The organism is Flavobacterium tructae (assembly GCF_002217475.1).
Taxonomy (GTDB): Bacteria; Bacteroidota; Bacteroidia; order Flavobacteriales; family Flavobacteriaceae; genus Flavobacterium; species Flavobacterium tructae.
The window spans coordinates 108801-126052 of sequence record NZ_MUHH01000004.1 but is presented as its reverse complement, the minus strand read 5'-3'; the positions used below and the strand labels follow the sequence as shown (position 1 = coordinate 126052).

14 protein-coding genes are annotated in these 17252 nt (G+C 32.3%); 2 read left to right on the top strand and 12 right to left on the bottom strand.

Going from position 1 to position 17252, the window contains the following annotated elements; all coding sequences use genetic code 11:
* Positions 1-2: 2 nt before the first annotated feature.
* The 5 genes from B0A80_RS01635 to B0A80_RS01610 form a co-directional block, all read right to left on the bottom strand.
* The gene (locus B0A80_RS01635; RefSeq protein ID WP_089076203.1) at positions 3-1415 is read right to left on the bottom strand and encodes an aspartate aminotransferase family protein; all 1413 of its coding nucleotides are present in this window, start codon (positions 1413-1415) and stop codon (positions 3-5) included.
* Positions 1416-1504: 89 nt separating this feature from the next.
* Positions 1505-3160 carry a cyclic peptide export ABC transporter gene (locus tag B0A80_RS01630; RefSeq protein WP_165769209.1) on the bottom strand — a complete coding sequence of 552 codons (1656 nt, stop codon included), beginning with the start codon at positions 3158-3160 and terminating at the stop codon, positions 1505-1507.
* 181 nt (positions 3161-3341) lie between these two features.
* Positions 3342-4940 carry an MBL fold metallo-hydrolase gene (locus B0A80_RS01625; protein ID WP_089076201.1) on the bottom strand — a complete coding sequence of 533 codons (1599 nt, stop codon included), beginning with the start codon at positions 4938-4940 and terminating at the stop codon, positions 3342-3344.
* Positions 4941-5502: 562 nt separating this feature from the next.
* Positions 5503-6240, bottom strand: a complete 738-nt coding sequence (locus B0A80_RS01615; protein ID WP_089076199.1) for a thioesterase II family protein — start codon at positions 6238-6240, stop codon at positions 5503-5505.
* 7 nt (positions 6241-6247) lie between these two features.
* Positions 6248-6874: a 4'-phosphopantetheinyl transferase family protein gene (locus tag B0A80_RS01610; RefSeq protein WP_233430684.1), complete on the bottom strand. Its 627-nt coding sequence runs from the start codon at positions 6872-6874 to the stop codon at positions 6248-6250.
* A gap of 280 nt (positions 6875-7154) precedes the next feature.
* Here B0A80_RS01610 and B0A80_RS01605 point away from each other — a divergent pair, with 280 nt between their 5' ends.
* Both B0A80_RS01605 and B0A80_RS01600 read left to right on the top strand, forming a co-directional pair.
* Positions 7155-7511 (top strand): hypothetical protein, encoded by a 357-nt coding sequence (locus tag B0A80_RS01605; protein WP_089076197.1) that lies wholly within the window; start codon positions 7155-7157, stop codon positions 7509-7511.
* Positions 7512-7731: 220 nt separating this feature from the next.
* The gene (locus B0A80_RS01600; protein WP_233430683.1) at positions 7732-8787 is read left to right on the top strand and encodes a serine hydrolase domain-containing protein; all 1056 of its coding nucleotides are present in this window, start codon (positions 7732-7734) and stop codon (positions 8785-8787) included.
* A 105-nt stretch (positions 8788-8892) separates the two neighbouring features.
* Here B0A80_RS01600 and B0A80_RS01595 read toward each other — a convergent pair whose 3' ends face one another.
* From B0A80_RS01595 to B0A80_RS01565, 7 genes are all read right to left on the bottom strand, one after another.
* Positions 8893-9384, bottom strand: coding sequence for a DUF6985 domain-containing protein (locus tag B0A80_RS01595; protein ID WP_089076207.1), 492 nt, complete (start codon positions 9382-9384; stop codon positions 8893-8895).
* Between the two features lie 94 nt (positions 9385-9478).
* Positions 9479-10339 carry a hypothetical protein gene (locus B0A80_RS01590; RefSeq protein ID WP_124020549.1) on the bottom strand — a complete coding sequence of 287 codons (861 nt, stop codon included), beginning with the start codon at positions 10337-10339 and terminating at the stop codon, positions 9479-9481.
* 269 nt (positions 10340-10608) lie between these two features.
* A complete protein-coding gene (locus tag B0A80_RS01585) occupies positions 10609-11160 on the bottom strand; it encodes a hypothetical protein (RefSeq protein WP_089076194.1) in 552 nt (183 codons plus the stop codon).
* An 84-nt stretch (positions 11161-11244) separates the two neighbouring features.
* Positions 11245-12162: an N-acetylmuramoyl-L-alanine amidase gene (locus B0A80_RS01580; protein WP_089076193.1), complete on the bottom strand. Its 918-nt coding sequence runs from the start codon at positions 12160-12162 to the stop codon at positions 11245-11247.
* Positions 12163-12823: 661 nt separating this feature from the next.
* Positions 12824-13654, bottom strand: coding sequence for a hypothetical protein (locus tag B0A80_RS01575; RefSeq protein WP_070908383.1), 831 nt, complete (start codon positions 13652-13654; stop codon positions 12824-12826).
* A gap of 727 nt (positions 13655-14381) precedes the next feature.
* Complete coding sequence (locus B0A80_RS01570; protein ID WP_070908382.1) at positions 14382-14612, bottom strand: hypothetical protein; 231 nt, start codon at positions 14610-14612, stop codon at positions 14382-14384.
* A 220-nt stretch (positions 14613-14832) separates the two neighbouring features.
* A complete protein-coding gene (locus tag B0A80_RS01565; protein WP_089076192.1) occupies positions 14833-17154 on the bottom strand; it encodes a glycoside hydrolase family 20 protein in 2322 nt (773 codons plus the stop codon).
* Between the last annotated feature and the right edge of the window lie 98 nt (positions 17155-17252).

Here is a 17252-nt window from a genome sequence, read left to right as displayed (position 1 = left end):
TATTATATGATTTTATTTTTTTCTAGAGCTGGTTCCAAATATTCTTCCATACAAACTATTATGGATTGTTTGACAATTTCAATTGCTGCATCAACAATATTCTGAGTTGTGATCAAAGGAGGAATCAATCTCATTACATTTTTATAATGGCCACCTACTTCAAACAATAGTCCTCGCTGAAAGCATTCTTCCCTAAGTTTTTTAAGATATTCCGGAAAAGGTTCTTTAGTAGTTTTATCTTTTACAAATTCGATTCCTATCATCATTCCCTTTCCTCTTACATCTCCTATAAATGGATTTTCGGTTTCTAATGTCCTTAATTTTTCTATTAAGTAGTCTCCTATTGATTGGGCATATTTTTCTATATTATATTCTTCAATAAAATCAAAAGCTCCTCTTGCTGCTGCAATACTCACCTGGTTACCTCTAAAAGTACCTATATGATCTGCCGCCTTCCAGGCTTCTATACTTTTTTTATATATTAATCCGGAAATTGGAAAACCTATGCCTCCAAAACCCTTAGAAAATGTTATAATATCAGGTACAGCATTTGTATTCATGAATTCTAAAAATTTTCCTGTTCTGAAAAAACCACTTTGGACTTCATCAAAAATCACAATAACACCGTGTTTATGAGCTACTTCTACAATACGTTTTAAGTATCCATCTTTAGGTACAATATTACCTCCTTCTCCTTGTAGTGGTTCTAATATGATAGCCGCCGGAGTTACAATTCCGGAATGTGCCGTATCCAATATCCATTCAAAGTGACTTACACATTCAAAATCGCAGCTATTAGAATTTTTATTAAAAGGACAACGATAGCAATAACTATAAGGTACAAAACTTACATTTGGAATAAGAGATGTTAATTTATTGCGAAAAAAAGTATCGGAAGTTACTGCCAAGGCTCCAGAACTCATACCATGATAACCTCCTGTGAAAGCTATAATTCCATCACGTCCAGTCTTAATTTTTGCGAGTTTTATGGCAGCTTCTATGGCATCTGAGCCAGTAGGCCCCCCAAAACTAACCTTATATTCGTCCTGAATCTCTGCTGGTAATTTTTTTAAAATTAGCTGAATTAAAGTAAGCTTATTTTCTGTTGGAAAATCTAGTGCATGAATCAATTCTGCTTGTTGCTCTTTAACATACTCCAATACATACTCATTACCATGACCTACATTCAAAACTCCGCATCCTCCAAAAAAATCAATAAAATGGTTACCATCTACATCTTCTATAATGCTTCCTTTTGCTCTTTTTATTGCAATTGGCATATTTTTAGGATATGAAACGACACTTCCTTCTATTTCACTTTGTAATTTCAACAATACTTTCGACTTTTCACCTGGTAATGAAGGTGAAATAATTTTTGCACATTCAGATAAATGATACTTTTTAAGTAGCTCCATAGTAAATCATTCTTGCTTATTTTATTAAAATAGATCTTGGAAAATAAAATTCTTAAATTAAACAGTGTTTATAAATGATTCATAAACTATCAAACCAATTGTTCTTGCACTAACATTTCTCCATAATTAAATTTCATTAATCGATCACAGTACTTATAGTATGCATCATCGTGGGTGATTGCAATTACAGTTTTCCCTTTACTTTTTAAGTCAGGAATTATATTTTCATAAAAATATTTTCGAAATTCAGGATCTTGCTCTGCAGCCCACTCATCAAAAATAAAAACATCTTTATCTTCCAATACTGAATATATCAATGCAAGTCGCTTTTGTTGACCACTAGACAAATTTTGGAATATTCTATTGTTTTCTTCATCTTGTCGGATAACTTTGTCAAGTTTCATTTTTTTTAAAAGCTCCGCTAAGTGTTTATTGGATGGAAGAAGATTGAAATTATCATAATTCTCTGTAAAGAGATAGTTATCAGAAAAAACACATGACATCATATCTCTATATTGAGATCTATTCTCATCTGTAACTATTAAATCATTAACAACAATTTTACCGGATTTAGGAATATATAATCCTGATAATAAATTGATAAAAGTGCTTTTTCCGCTACCATTACTTCCAGAAATGAAAATAATTTCTCCTTTACTTATTTCTAGATTGATCGGCTTAAGTTCAAACGTAACATCTCCTTTTTCATCAATGTGCTGATAGCTTATCTTATCGATAGAAAGGGTTTCAAAAACTGGTAACTCCTTTTTTGAAGTTGATAATGAAAGTGCATCTGAATCGTTCAAATTATCTGTAAGAGTATCATTGAATTCATTAATTCTTGCAAAAGCAATTTTATAACCAATAACACTTTTCATAAGGTTTATTAAAATACCGATTGGTCCCATTAAAAATAATAACGTAATCATAAAACCGGAAATAACCGTTTTGTCAATACTAAAAACAACAGGTAACACAAAAAGTACTGTACCAATCAAAAAATAAAAAAAATAATCCCCTAATAGTTCATTACCAAAAGCCGACAATCCTGCTTTGATATTGAGATTTATGGCTTTATCACGATTCTCGGTAATGTGCTCTAAAAATATAGAATCACTTCTCTTAGTACTCATCTTAACCTTATTGAAACCATGTAAAAAGTCGTTATAAAATCTCATAAATGTATCATCAAGATCTCTCTTGGCATCCATATCCTTTTCAATAATTCCATTTCGATAGATATAAATAAACGCCAATACAATAATAAGAGCGACTATTGTTAAGGCTCCTTTTGGGTAGAGCCAAAACATGTAGCCCAATCCTGCAACTATCATTATTAGAGAATTAAAAAAGGTTATAAAAACTCCAGGTAGTGATTCTAAAGTACGTACATCTTCCAATGCAGTTCTCACTCTTGCCTCACCCATCTGCAAATAAGATTCATAATTTGATAACCGAAGTTTATCTATGATTTGCAGGGTCATGTCTTTGCCAAAGATTAACGTAGCTTTTATCATGTACCCATTAAAAAAGTACATCAAAAAAAAAGAAACCAAAACAAAAATTAAGTAAATTAACCAATCGTATTCATTAAAAAAAGGTAAAGGAGTACCTGAAATTTTATAACTAACTAGCATTAACAAACTACCACTCCACAAACCATTAATTACAGCTAAAAAACCAAGTAGTGGTAATGCTATTTTTAGTTTTAATCTTAATAAATTAAGCAATGTTGCTTTTCCCAATGTTCCAGTTAATTTAGTTGTTATTATTGGCTTTTAATTTCAATGAAAAATAATATGGAATATTTATAAAAGTGTTCTGACAAGATTTACTTATTTTTCCATTATTTACCATCAATTCTACACTTTCTAAAACAATAATTTTTAAGTATTTTACTGTATTCACAAAGCATAACAATTCAGTCTATTTTAAATACATAATCTCTTTTTCTCCAAACAAACGTTCAGCAATTATATTGTTAACCTGACAATCCTTTATCAATAGGTCAGACTGAACAATAGGATGAGATTCGGCTGTATATTTTATACTACTAATAAACTCTAGCCAGGGTTCCTGCCCCATTGCATACACATACACTTCTTTTGGATTAAATGCTTCTACTAAGCCCTTGCCTCTTTCAAAATTGGAGCCCGCCAATCTACGGGAAGAATCCTTATCTCTTGCCAATGGTTCTGTTAGCAATGGACCATAAAGCCATGAAAGTGGCGCTCCGTCACATTCCATCCCTAAAAAGATAACATCAACATCTCCAAGTAAAGATTGCACTCTCTGGTAAATTTTTGATTCTAAATTGCAGGAATCAGCAACGAAAAGCATTTTAAAATCTCCAACACGCACATGATGACATATTTTAGCCTGAATATTTAAGTCTGAATGCTCTCCTATAAATGGAATTCCTGTAATAGAACAATCGTTAAATTTAATAGTATCCATTTCATCAATTTCCACTACATTCTTAAATCCAATTGAATTAAACATCAACTTCAAACTAGGATCCTGCAAACTACCATTAGAAGATCTTGGTACAACTATATTTTTTATTTTATGTCTTAAAGGAATAAGTGTTTCGAATAAAATATGATCTTGATGATTATGTGTAATTAAGACATAATCAATAGTATCTGGTAAATCCATATCTGAAAATCGCTCCACTTCCTGAGGATAACCATAATAACTAATAATCGGATCTATAAGAATACTTACATCCTTAGTTTCTACTAATATACAAGCATGACCAAAATAACGCATTCTTACTTTATCTCCCGTATATTTTTCATAAGGCTTAGGAACTTCAGTTGTGAAAAAAGATTCAAAGACTGCCTCCATATCAGAAGGTATATCCAATTTCTTTTTAATTTCACTTAGTGATCCTGGAATTCTTCTCATTTTACTGAGCTCATCTAGCCCACTATGATTAAAAGGTATATTCAAATGTATTTTATCTTTATCTTCTAAACGTGGCGTACTGAGTACAAAGGGTCTTTCGTCATTATCAGTTAACCATAATAAAATACTTTGTGAAGTTTCTTTGTAAAATTCACTATTATATAATAATGTCTCAAAAAATCGAAATGAAGGCTGGTTGTTAAGATCATAAATCAATTCTACATAGCCCTTTAATATCTCAGGAACCTCTGCATATAGTGGTTCAAGGGAGTATCCTTTTGCTTTGTTTTTAAGCAATAAATCTAGCTCTTTAATCCCTTCACTAAAGGCAATGAGATCTTTTTGACTTTCTAAAGTATTGTTGCGTAACTGTTCTATTTCGTCTACTCGTTTTCCTTCATAATCTATAAAAGGTCCACCTAACATTTTTGGATTTTTCACAGCAGCGGCATGGGCAGTAGGAGCCTGAATATAGGATCCCATTATTTTCAAATGTCTACCCACAATATTCATTGCTGCTGTTGCCGGAGATATTAAATGACTCCATGCATACCAGTTATCAAAAAGTGGCTCGATTACTAAATTCGGTTTTAAATAAACTTGATCTGTATTCATAAATATTGTTTTGTACTTAATTTACCTTCAAAGGCATCATATATTTTTTGAGTGATAATTTAGAGTTGTTTGTAACTAAAAATTAAATTCCTCTTTCATCTTATGGATTTAGGTTGATTAACATACCTAAACTTCCAGATATTAGTGATAACTACATAATATTATTCATCCAATAAAATCAAGAGGCCACGAATTTATAGTATTCCTGATACTAAACCTTACGGGAAACCGTAATTACAAAAGATTCTCAAAAAACTTTACGTTTTTTTCAAGTTCTGTTAAACAACAACTTAATTTATGCTGCTATTTTAACTTTTATATTACTGTATTACAAATGATAACAAAAAAACAAGCTTTAACAAATAGTGATTTACATATCTCACTGAAAATAATTTTAAACTTATTTTATTTCAAAAAGGCAAAACGTTGGGATAGAGAATTCTATCACAATGAAGTTTCTAAGAATGTTTTACAGCTAATTTATTGTGCAATAATATATTTAGTAAGTGCAAATTAGAAAATAGCATTTCAGATTATCACGAACAAAACCTTAAAATAAAATCTAAAAAATAACAACGGAGTTAATAGCAATTTGAGATATCCTTTTTGCGATTGATTCAGCGTGTTTAAAAATAAAAAAATGATCTCCTTCTAAAAGTTCAAATGTGCAATTATTGCTAGTCTCATTTTGCCAGTCCTTCATACCTGTAAGAGGGGTTTTTTCATCACCAAAACCTATTTCATCCTTACCCATTAAAATATGAATAGGAAAAGTAAAGGGTATCTCCATCGGTAAATAGCTATAATCCTCTATAGCTTTAAAATCCGATTTCATAATTGGATAGTAAAGATCCAAAAGTTCATTACATTCTAAAATTTCTTTTGGCAGTCCTCCAATTTTACTTACTTCTTCCCAAAAAAGAGAACTGGGTAATATAGATTTTTTGTTATTAAAGCGGCTAAATCCAGGCGCCCCGCGTCCTGTAAAAAAAAGAGCCATGGGTTTATGCATTCTTTTTTCAGTAATTTTCTTTGCCAATTCATATCCTAATAATGTCCCCATACTATGGCCATATATGATATAATTTCCTTCTTGTATATGTGGCATTATTTGATTAAATAGATCATTTACCATCTGGTCAACGTTGTCAAACAATTTCTCTTTAAAACGACTACCTCTTCCTGGAAGCTCCAAGGTAATCCAATCTATCTTTTTTGGTATATACTTTTCAATATTATTAAAGCTATATTTATTACCTCCTGCAAATGGAAGAGCTATTATTTTATTATTCGTTGTCATTAACTTTTTAAATCTGAATTAATTTGTGGGATAATTTTGAAAAATCAAATTCTGAAATCTTTATGCTTGATTCATTAACTAATTTATCAGTTGCTATATGGCATTTGTATTGATCGTCTAACCAAATTTGTTTTAAAAAAAAATTTTCATTATCAACAATTGCTGTATTTTTCAATACTTCAAAAGATCTTAGTGGTACGGCTAAACCTTTTCCACAACCTTTGATTACAGCTTCTTTTTGTGTCCAATAATTATAAAATGAATCCATCTTATTAAAAGATCCGGTAATTTTCATCCATTCCCCATCTGTCATCTGAGGTTGAAAATCTTCCAGCTGAATATCGCGTTTTAACTCAATATCTATTCCAATTTCACACAGATTAGTCACAGCACAAACAACAATTTTTCCAGAATGAGAAATATTAAAAAAAACTTCTCCTCTTTCTTCCCCAAAATAAGGTTTGTTATATTTGGTATATTTTATATTGATTTCTCTATATTTTTTATCAAAATTATCAGTCCCTTTATAAAGTAATATCCTTCCTAATAATGACAATTGAGCATCCTGCCATCTGCGATAGCTCTTTACTTTTTTTTGAAAATCAATTGGTAATTTTAGCAAAGACTCTTGCATTAATTTTTTATGATTATTCTCAGAAATATAGGAATAATATATGTAAATCATTTTCGTAAGAAATATAAATCAACTAACTTTATACTTTGTTATTCACTTTTTGTGATTCATAATAAAGATTCTACAAGTTTAGCAGTAATTAACCTAATAACAAAATTTTATTAATCAAATAAATTTCGTTAAAAAACAAAAATCTATAACAACCAACAGTCAAAAGTAATACCTCGGAGCCTGAAACCTTAGTAAATATGGGGTTGTTAATTTCTGCATCGGGAAGTAAATGACTATACAGGATTTAGTGGGTAATTATTCCATTTCCGGAAGCAATCAGGATGAAAGTAATCAGATAACTTACAAAGGTATTTTGAGTTTATCTTTAGATGAAAACAATCGCATTATTGCCCAATGGCTTATTAACAACACCCAACAACAAAAAGGTCACGGCTTCTTTAAAGACAATATTCTGGTCATTAACTTTAGCTATAAAAGAGACGAAAATAAAATCTATAAAGGGGTTGCGGTTTATAAATGCATCACTGCAGATGTGCTGGAAGGTTTTTGGTCTGAAAAACACGGAAACCCGCTCTATTTAGGAACTGAGCATTGTTTACGTATGAAGGCTAAAAACTTAAACTAAATCGAATTTAGGCTTTTGCATTAGAAAAAATCAGAGCTAAATTATTTCTTTGCTATTTACGCTTTCCCGTAATGTTAAAAATCCCTTTTTCAATATCTTAGCAAAAATTATTACTCTCAATAAAACTTAATAAATTAAAAAAGATTAAATAAAACAGCATTTATTTAATCTTTTTTAGAGCTAAACATGAGGTAAGTTTCCAGTAATTAAACTAAAAATTATGACCCTAAAACACTTAATGCCTTTTTTGATTTTTGTCTTAATTGGGTGCAAAAGTAAACAGCAAAACGATAAGCAAAATATTGAAAATGCGATTACAAAAAATGCTCATCAGTTGTTAGAAGACAAAAGATTTCATTCTGTTTCAATAGCAGTGTTTAAAGATGGGGAATCTACAATAAAACATTTTGGAGAGTTATCTATTGGAAAAGGAAATAAACCAAACGATTCTACACTTTATGAATTAGCTTCTGTAACTAAAACTTTTACCGGTTATGTAGCCGCTAAAGCCGTACTTGATAAAAAAATAAATTTAGACGACGATGTCAGAATCTATCTTAACGAACCTTATCCCAATTTAGAGTTTAAAGGTGAGCCTATAAAAATTAAACATCTTCTCACCCATACAAGCGGGTTTCCCAATTTCCCCATAAAAGGTGAAAATAAAACGGCTTTTTTGGAGGGATTGAAATTAATCAAAATTGAAACGATACCTGGAGAAACCTATTTTTATTCCAACACGGCTCCAGAGTTAACAGCCTATATACTTGAAAAAGTGTATCAAAAACCTTATGAGGAATTGGTAACCGAATTTGTTTTAAAACCTAATAAAATGAACCAAACCAAATTTACACTAAATGATAATGAAAGACTAAGATTGGTAAAAGGCTACAACGATAAAAACGAATTAATGCCTAACTTCAATAGAACTTTATGGGGCGGAATTTCAGGATTGCATTCCACCACTACAGATTTGATAAAATATATGAAATTACAACTTGACGAGTCAAATCATATTGTAAATGAATCTCATAAAAAACTATATAAAGAAGGTTCTGATTTTTGGGAAGGCTATCATTGGTATATATTAGAAGATGATAATGAATTAATTTACAGACATCACGGAGGTATATACGGAATGCAGAATTGGTTTGTGATTTATCCTAAACAAAATATAGGAATATCTATATTGACAAATACTAGCTTTAATGAAACAGGAGAAATTTTGGAAAAAGTAGTTCATAAATTGTATGATGACATAAATAAATCGATATAAACTAAAAAAATAAACAGCAAGTAAAACGAAATTACATCGGAAAGTAAACCTGATTCGGGCAGTCTTTATATTAGAACTTTTGCAGAGCATCTTAATAGTTTTCTATTATGTCTCTGCAATTCCACCCACATTCTTTATTTGTCCACCTACAAACTTAAATTCAAGCCCATGTTCTGTATCCAGTTTATAGCGGATTGATACTTTAATGGTCTTCTCGTCTAAAACTCTCAGGTACATAATCTCTTTTATGTATTCGTTATGTTTATCGAGGTTGTCAATATTTAAAGCCGGTTCTCCTGATTTTTCAGAATCTTCATAAAAATGAGCGTATAGTTTTAAATATCTCTCATACGCTTTCTTTTGAATACTCTTCAAGTTAGTTTCAATATTCGTTATAAAATTTTGATACGTTTCTTCAAATTGTGTCAGTTGATTTTCTGTTGGCGGTTCTTCTATTTCTTCTCCCTCTTCGTCAAACTCTTCCCCCAGAAAAATTTCGACATCCTGTTGGTCAAAAAAGGGATTCGTAAAAGTTACGTACGAAGAAAATCCTGCCCAGTCTTGTTCTACTTTTCCCCAGTATTTATGTGTTGTCATGCTTATTTTTTTATCAGACATCTAGCTAATTTACGATTGTCGAAGTTGTAAAAATACAAAAGACATTTGATTTGTGATTACATCTTTACCTATTCTACAGCTTAAGTTTTGTTACGGGAAACTTTATAACAAAAAGGTTTCTTACATCTTCGTCATGTTCCCAAACCTTAACTACAATACCTTTAGAACTCCCCACAAGAGAATCGTTTTTAAAAAGTTCAAGTGTTGCTCTTATCGGATAAACTTTGATACGATAATCATACTCAGTAAGTTCTATTTTTTGCTTTTTAGTCACCTTATATAAGGCGATAAAATCATCAAATGTTACCGGAAGATCTAAACTATCATTATCTTTCTTCAAACTATCTAACCATTTGTTAGTTTCAACAACTTGTATTAGCCCTTCAAAACTCGATTCTGACCATTTTTTATTATCTTTTAAACTATTGATTTTTCCTTTAAAATCTTTATAATCTCTTGTCAATTCAATAGAACTTAGATCAACACTTTGAATCAATTTCCTATCAAATAATTGAGTATTGGATACTATATCCAATGAACTATCGGAGATAAAAAAACCATTTTTCCAGCCTTGAACATTAAGAGAATCTACCTTTTTATTTTCAATTATTCTTACCTCTAATTCAGATGTATTCTTAAAAAAATCAGGAGTAGTTTCATCTGCATTATCTATATGGAATGTAACTTTTGCCGTAATATCTTTAATTTTGATAGTAGACAATTCACTTATGGCATTTTTTATGTCTTTATCAACTGAAATTGGTGGGGAAACAATCCACCAAATCAAAACTAGAATAAAAACTGCAATACCAGAGCCTGCTTGAATATTAATTTTTCCAAATTTTGTATCAGGTGATTGTCCGGTCAATTTAATTGAACCTGAAAGAAAAAATGTAAATAGACCTGCTAATAAAGATGAAGCAAATGCCATCATTCTTTGTTTATAAAATGACAGTGAATCCGGGGAGAATAAAAAAATATAGATAAAAAATACTAAAAGTATCGAACCAAAAATATAGGTTCCAGTTTTCCTGTCATTATATTGTCTCGTTGTCATACTTAAAAGGGTAAAAAATAAATAAATCTATCATATAAAATTAATTGTAATTCCAGCTCATGATTACCTATTTTATAGTCTTAAACAGGGCATACTTCCAACTGAAGATATTATGGTTTCTATAAGTTACATTCGGAAATTTGTCCCTATATCATCAATATATCATTAAAAAAACATGCCAAAGCAATTGTGACTATTAAGATTCCTGTAATTAAAAATAAACAAGAAGCAAACAACAGCCAACCGCATAGATTAAAATTCTTCTCAAAACTTGATTGTTCATTATCTATTTTTTTACTAAGAGTAATAAATTCATTTTTATCATTTGCTACGGTGCTCTCAATTTCAGATATATTTTGTCGCAAACGAAGCCCCTTAATAAAATGAGTCATACAATGGGTCGAAAGATAGCGATGACCTAAAGTTACAAGCGCTGCCAATATCAAAGTTACCGCCCCAAGAAGCAACAATACCTTATTATCTGAAAATGATTCAATGGACATAAGTTTATCTTCCTTATCTGTAATTTTAAATATTACATTCGTTATCAGAAAACCGTAAATGGTTAGACCAAGCAATGAAAGCCTCAGTATTTCTGAGGAGAAGCTTTGATATTTTTCTAAAATTATAAAATCTACTTTATAATTATCTTCATTTATAGGGATATTACTCAAATATTTCGTTCGAAGTGTTCTCATAGTTTACCTTTGAATAATTAATACATTGACAACCATTGTTTTACACGATTTAAACATCTTTCATATTTCATAAAAATAGTCAACTTAACTTTTAGGCTTCAAAAGACTTGAATGTATCCATCCCTCTATTTTAATACTATGTTTCCAATCCTTGATATCTTTAATATCATTCACTAAGTAAACTTTAGACCATTGTCCGAAGGTTTCAATTAATCCTACTTCATAGCCATTTTTTAACGTTCGGATTGAGCTTGACGTTTTGTCCGGTTTTGTTCTAAATTCCGCAACGCCATCAGAGGCAGAGTTTACCAAAAAGATCTTTCCGATATTGTCCGTTTTTCCAAAAACATTTGTTTTAAAATCATCCCAGGGGAAAGCAGGTCCCGGATCCGGTTTTCTTGCCGGTGAGATATCGTCGTGTCCCACTACAAAGGATAATTGGTAGGTATCAATCAGAAGTTTACTTAATTTGGAGACTGCTGCTATTTGGGCGTCTGTATATTTAAACCAATACTGATTTTCTTTACTGTCCCAAAATTTATGTTTATGTTTCAATTTTACAATTCTGTCTTTTTCAGACGCAGGATATGTTTTATAACTGGGTGTTCCGTCTTTGTTCTCTCCTACTCTTCTTCTGAAACTGCCATCTGTCAATTTTTCACAGAATCCGGGATTTACTATTTCAATACCAATAGCATATTCATTCATTCCGGTTCGTCCGTCCCAACTGCTGTAGCCGGCGTGGTTGCATCTGGTGTTAAATGGAGCAAGCTGCGTGATGGTTCCATCAAGGTCAACTACAATGTGAGCACAAATCCGGTCTGTATTTCCTTGTGCGGGAGTTTGTTTGAACCAGGTTATTGCCCCCGATGCTTTATCGCCTGCCGTGTAATGTATGATTAAATATTTTGGCGAAATTTGATATTGAAAATTCGTAGTCGGGTCTTTTACTATTTTTTCGGTTTGGCTTTCCTGAACAAGCCAGTTTTTGTCAATTTTCATAAGGATTCATTTTTTAGGGTTTGAAATAAGATAGTTTTTAAACAATACCTTCAATTTTCATTTACGGATGATAAAATCACAAATACGAACCTCTTTACGCATAAAATCAATAAGCCGAAGTCATTGTTTAGGATTAAAAATGAGTAGTAGCGTTCGTTACTTATCGTTTTATAAGCAACATCATTCAAAACATTATAGCCTATCAAATATACTGACAATCAATATTTTACAAGCAAGTGTTTATACGTGATTTAAGGAAAGTATTTGCCGCTGAACTAATTCGCCTTCTCATTTTACTTTTCAGGTAATTCATTCGTAATTCAATTCTTTGCGGTTGGGCTTTTGCCCTTTCAGGGCGATATTTGTCATGAATTTAGATTATAGTACGTTGCACTGTGCTATAGCTTTTGGGATTTCAGCCTGCTAGGTCTTAGCGTTTTTAGTTGTAATCCGGTATTACCTTGAAGTAAGTACATATTAGTATTAAATTGCGATTTACTCGGCTAATAGCTCTGAAAGAGCTTTAGCAATAACATAGTGCAACGCACTATCAATAGTGATTCGTATTGTTTACGCCCTGAAAGGGCAAAAGCCTAATCGCAAAGAGCGTCGCTAATCGTTTCTGAATGTTATTAGTAGGGAAAATACAATGTTTCTTTTATTAGTTAGAAGTCCACACTTCAATTTGTCCCTTAGGAACTAATTTTTGATATTTCGGAGTAATTGAATTAACGATCTTGTATTTGCCTTCTAATATTTTGTTTGCCTCTTTAGCGAGCCTTTCATCTTCCGGATGGAAGTATTTGATAATATTACTGAACTTGCCGTTAACCTTGTCAATTCCCGGCGCAGCCCATTGATTGTCTTTAAAAATTTGCTGCATCTTTTCTACCTTTTTGATCTCTACGTCAGATTCATATTGAATATATACTATCTTATCAAGTATCGAAGTGACAAGTGTTGCTTTCTGGGTATCGGCTACCTGGTAGACAGGTTGTTGATATGTAATAGTTGAGTCAGATACATTTTGTTTCGAACCAATATAATCAGTTTTAATAGGTCCGTACTTAGCTACAATATCGTTCCAACGTTTAAGATCATACTTCATTAAAAAATCTCTCGGAACTTTATAGGATAATTCTTTTATGTTAATATCGTTTTTTTTTGTGTTTAAAATAAGTGATTCTGCAAAACCAACCAACATTTCCCTATCTTGAACTGCTAAAACTCCTCCTTCTGTATTATTTCTCAAATATCTTTCCAGTGTCAGTAAAGCTAGATCTGATTTAATAGTACCTTTCATTGAAGTCTCAAATTTTTCAATAAGCTCACTTATCATTCTATTTTCATTAATCCTTTTTTCAAAAGTGGCTACCTTATCAGACATTACTGAAGTCTGATAACCTACAATCGCGGTGAATATTGTAAGTACCGTAGTGGACAGAAATGTACCTATTGTACCTAATTTTTCCCAGATATTTTTATTTTCCATGGTGCTTTTATTTAATCGTTCAAAAAAAGATTAAATCATACTCAACTGTAATCAACTTTCAAAAGGTAGGTACATTTAAATAACCAAGAAGATTAGAATTCAAAAATCTTTAATCAATTGTATCCTTAATTTGGTGTTTTGAGTAATAGTTTCATGATTCACTTAGACAATAAATTTCACCTAAAAACATATCCTAAAGCATTAACTTCAAAATTTCAAAACACTATCAAATATACTAACAACCAACATCTTATACACCAGTATTTATACGTAATTTAAGGAACGTATTTGCTCTTGAATTAATTCGTGTTCTCATTTTACTTTTCAGGTAATTCATTCGTAATTCAGTTCTATGCGGTTGGACTTTTGCCCTTTCAGGGCGTAAACAATACGAATAACTATTGATAGTGCGTTGCACTATACTATTGCTTTTAGGCTTTCAGCCTGCCTGGTCTTAGAGTTTTAGTTGTAATCCGTTATTACTTTGAAATAAATACACATTAGTATTAAATTGCGATTTACTCGGCTAATTGCTCTGAAAGAGCTTTAGCATTAACATAGTGCAACGCACTATAATCTAAATTCATGACAAATACCGCCCTGAAAGGGCAAAAGCCAATGTAAATCCTATAAATTCCAGTATGAAAACACTCTCTCTTCTCTGAAAATAACATAAAAAAAAGGGTTGTCTTTATCAGACAACCCTCTTTTTAATACTTACAAATTGTTACAAGGTAGCTTTATGAGCGGTAATAGTACTTAAAAACTCTTCTACTTCCTCCAATTCATTGTTTACGCGTTGCAAGTCCAGTTCTTTTTGCAGCAAGGCCACTACTCCGTAACTTACTTTTCGATTTTCGAGTAAGATTTTTTTATACTCTAACTTTACCTTCTTTTTAAGCTCGTCTTCCTTAGTTGGACCATCCGGTAGTGCATCAAGTATGACATCTGCTGCCATTGGTTAGGCGAGCACCCCGGGCCTTATATATATTTCAATGGACTCAGAAGCTAAGCAACATATTGTATGGAGCGATTTTAATATTTTACTATCTACAAAATCTGGTCGTCTACAATCAGCTGAAATAAATGAGTATTTGGATTCAGTAAAATATACAGAATGATTTGATCAATAATCAAATAATATAAATAGCGACAACTATAATAATTTCACCCTTGCTTTAATCCACCACAATTTCGTCTACAAACAACCACGAACTTGAACCTGTTGGGCTCTTTTTTAAATTCGTAGCGATTACTTTAACAAACCTAACCTCTTGTTTTTCAAAATTGATTTTAAAGTCTTTCAGCTCTGAATTCACATTTACAGCAAACGGGCGTAGTATTTTTCCAGCTTCTTTGTAATTAGTTCCGTCCTTAGAGACTAAAACGGTTACTTGTATTGGAAAATAAATTCCGGCGCCCTGACTTTCTAAAGTTCCAAATGCTACTTTTTCGATGTTTTGTTCTTTTTCAAGATCGATCACAATTTCCATGTCCTTGACCAGCCATGCCTGCCATTGACCGTCATGAAAGTTTTTAGACCCTCTGATGGTATTGACCATTCCGAGAGCTCCGTCGCCTTTGTAACTGTCATTATAAGGTGTTGTATACTTGACCTTATGCCCTACTGCTTTATGGAATACAATCGTGTCGGTAAATATTCTTCCAACCGGTTTATTATCCTGAAACAAAGACGCTTTTAGAATCGTAGTTTCCTTAACTGCAATAGGGTTTGTATATTTTATGGCCTTATCGTCTATGTTTTTATCTCCTAAAACATAACGAATGTCGGAATTCGGAAATTCATTTTTAAGGGCAACATTAATTACTTTATTATTTAAATCAGCCGAAGCTGTAGAAGTAACCAAATAAGCGCTTTTGGCATAATTAATCCCTAAATAATCGTAGCGTTGCAACAAAGAAGGCAATTTGGACGTAAAATTATTCCAATTGCGGTTTTCTTTTGTACTCCACAACACTTCAGACAAGGCGGCCAATCTCGGAAAGATCATATACTCGGAAGCTTTTGGATTGGTGATGTATTCTGCCCATAAATTGGCTTGGCCACCTAAAACATGACTGGCTTCTTGTGGAGTCATGCTATCGACAACAGGGTCAAACGCGTACACTTTATTTAAAGGATTAAAGGCATCAAATGCCAGAGGTTCTTCGTTTTGAGGACCCTGATAAAAATTAAAATAACAAGGCGATTCGGGCGACATAATTACGTCGTGACCTTGTCTTGCGGCTTCTGTCCCTCCTACTGTTCCTCTCCAGCTCATTACTGTAGCTTCGGGAGCTAAACCGCCTTCGAGTATTTCGTCCCAGCCAATTATCTTTTTGCCTTTAGAATTGATGTACTGCTCCATTCTTTTTACAAAATAACTTTGCAGTTCGTGGGCATCTTTCAATCCATTGTCTTTCATTCTTTTTTGACAATTCGGGCATTTGTCCCAATTGGTTTTAGTAGCTTCATCACCTCCAATATGAATGTATTTCGAAGGGAAAATTTCAATAACCTCCTCTATTACATTTTGCAAAAACTCAAAAGTAGTTTCTTTCCCGGCACAATAAATATCCGTAATAGGCCATAATCCACCCGACGGAACTCCAATTCTCTGATTGAAACAAGCCAGTTCAGGATAAGCGGCAATGGCAGAACTTACGTGTGCCGGCATTTCGATTTCGGGAATGATTTCTATATTTTTCGCGGCGGCATATTTTACAATTTCCTTTAGTTCTTCCTGAGTCAGAAAGCCGCCATACGTTCCTTTTTCGTCCGGATTGGTAAGTTGTCTCGCATTCCAGGGTGCATTTTCCTGACCGACTCTCCAGGCACCCACTTCGGTCAGTTTTGGGTATTTTTTAATTTCGATTCTCCACCCCTGATCGTCCACTAAATGCAAATGCAAAACGTTCATTTTAAGCATTGCCAATCGGTCGATAGTCTCAAGTATATAGCTTTTATCAAAAAAATGACGTGATAAGTCCAGCATCAATCCTCTCCATTGAAAACGAGGTTCATCGGTAATGGTAAGAGTTGGAATCTCCCATTTCACCGCTTTAATTCTGCTTTTACTTTCAATACTTTCGGGTAGTAATTGTCGGATGCTTTCTAAACCATAAATAAAACCTGCATTTCCTTTTGCCGTAATTACAATATTTTCTTTATTTACCTCCAACAAGTAAGCTTCGTTCTTTAAAGCAGTATCGACTTTAAACTGAACGTAATTACTTTTGGGAATCTTATTTGAAATTTCAGGACGGAATCCTGCTGCACTTCCGAATTTGTTTATTAAAACCGTAGCGATTTCTTTTTGAGCATCGTCACTTACCACAAATTTAGTCGTTGCAGAAAACTGAAAATTACCTTGTTTAAGAACCAATTGTTTTGGTTTCGGAATGATTTGAATCCCTTTTTCTCTATTTGCTTTTTGACTGTAAGCATTGCTTAAAAGGGTCAAAAAAAATACAATAACAACTGGTTTTAGTATTCTCATTCTTTATTTATTTTAAAGAGGATAACGTTTTAAATTGATAAAGATAACCTTTGTCTTTTAGTAAATCAAACTGAAAAATCGTGTTGTAAAACAAGCTA

Excerpts from the sequence above, each read along its gene's own strand:
- B0A80_RS01635 (WP_089076203.1), bottom strand. The coding sequence starts at position 1,415 with ATGGAGCTACTTAAAAAGTATCATTTATCTGAATGTGCAAAAATTATT.
- B0A80_RS01625 (WP_089076201.1), bottom strand. The coding sequence starts at position 4,940 with ATGAATACAGATCAAGTTTATTTAAAACCGAATTTAGTAATCGAGCCA.
- B0A80_RS01615 (WP_089076199.1), bottom strand. The coding sequence starts at position 6,240 with ATGACAACGAATAATAAAATAATAGCTCTTCCATTTGCAGGAGGTAAT.
- B0A80_RS01610 (WP_233430684.1), bottom strand. The coding sequence starts at position 6,874 with ATGCAAGAGTCTTTGCTAAAATTACCAATTGATTTTCAAAAAAAAGTA.
- B0A80_RS01605 (WP_089076197.1), top strand. The coding sequence starts at position 7,155 with ATGACTATACAGGATTTAGTGGGTAATTATTCCATTTCCGGAAGCAAT.
- B0A80_RS01600 (WP_233430683.1), top strand. The coding sequence starts at position 7,732 with ATGACCCTAAAACACTTAATGCCTTTTTTGATTTTTGTCTTAATTGGG.
- B0A80_RS01595 (WP_089076207.1), bottom strand. The coding sequence starts at position 9,384 with ATGACAACACATAAATACTGGGGAAAAGTAGAACAAGACTGGGCAGGA.
- B0A80_RS01590 (WP_124020549.1), bottom strand. The coding sequence starts at position 10,339 with ATGATGGCATTTGCTTCATCTTTATTAGCAGGTCTATTTACATTTTTT.
- B0A80_RS01585 (WP_089076194.1), bottom strand. The coding sequence starts at position 11,160 with ATGAGAACACTTCGAACGAAATATTTGAGTAATATCCCTATAAATGAA.
- B0A80_RS01580 (WP_089076193.1), bottom strand. The coding sequence starts at position 12,162 with ATGAAAATTGACAAAAACTGGCTTGTTCAGGAAAGCCAAACCGAAAAA.
- B0A80_RS01575 (WP_070908383.1), bottom strand. The coding sequence starts at position 13,654 with ATGGAAAATAAAAATATCTGGGAAAAATTAGGTACAATAGGTACATTT.
- B0A80_RS01570 (WP_070908382.1), bottom strand. The coding sequence starts at position 14,612 with ATGGCAGCAGATGTCATACTTGATGCACTACCGGATGGTCCAACTAAG.
- B0A80_RS01565 (WP_089076192.1), bottom strand. The coding sequence starts at position 17,154 with ATGAGAATACTAAAACCAGTTGTTATTGTATTTTTTTTGACCCTTTTA.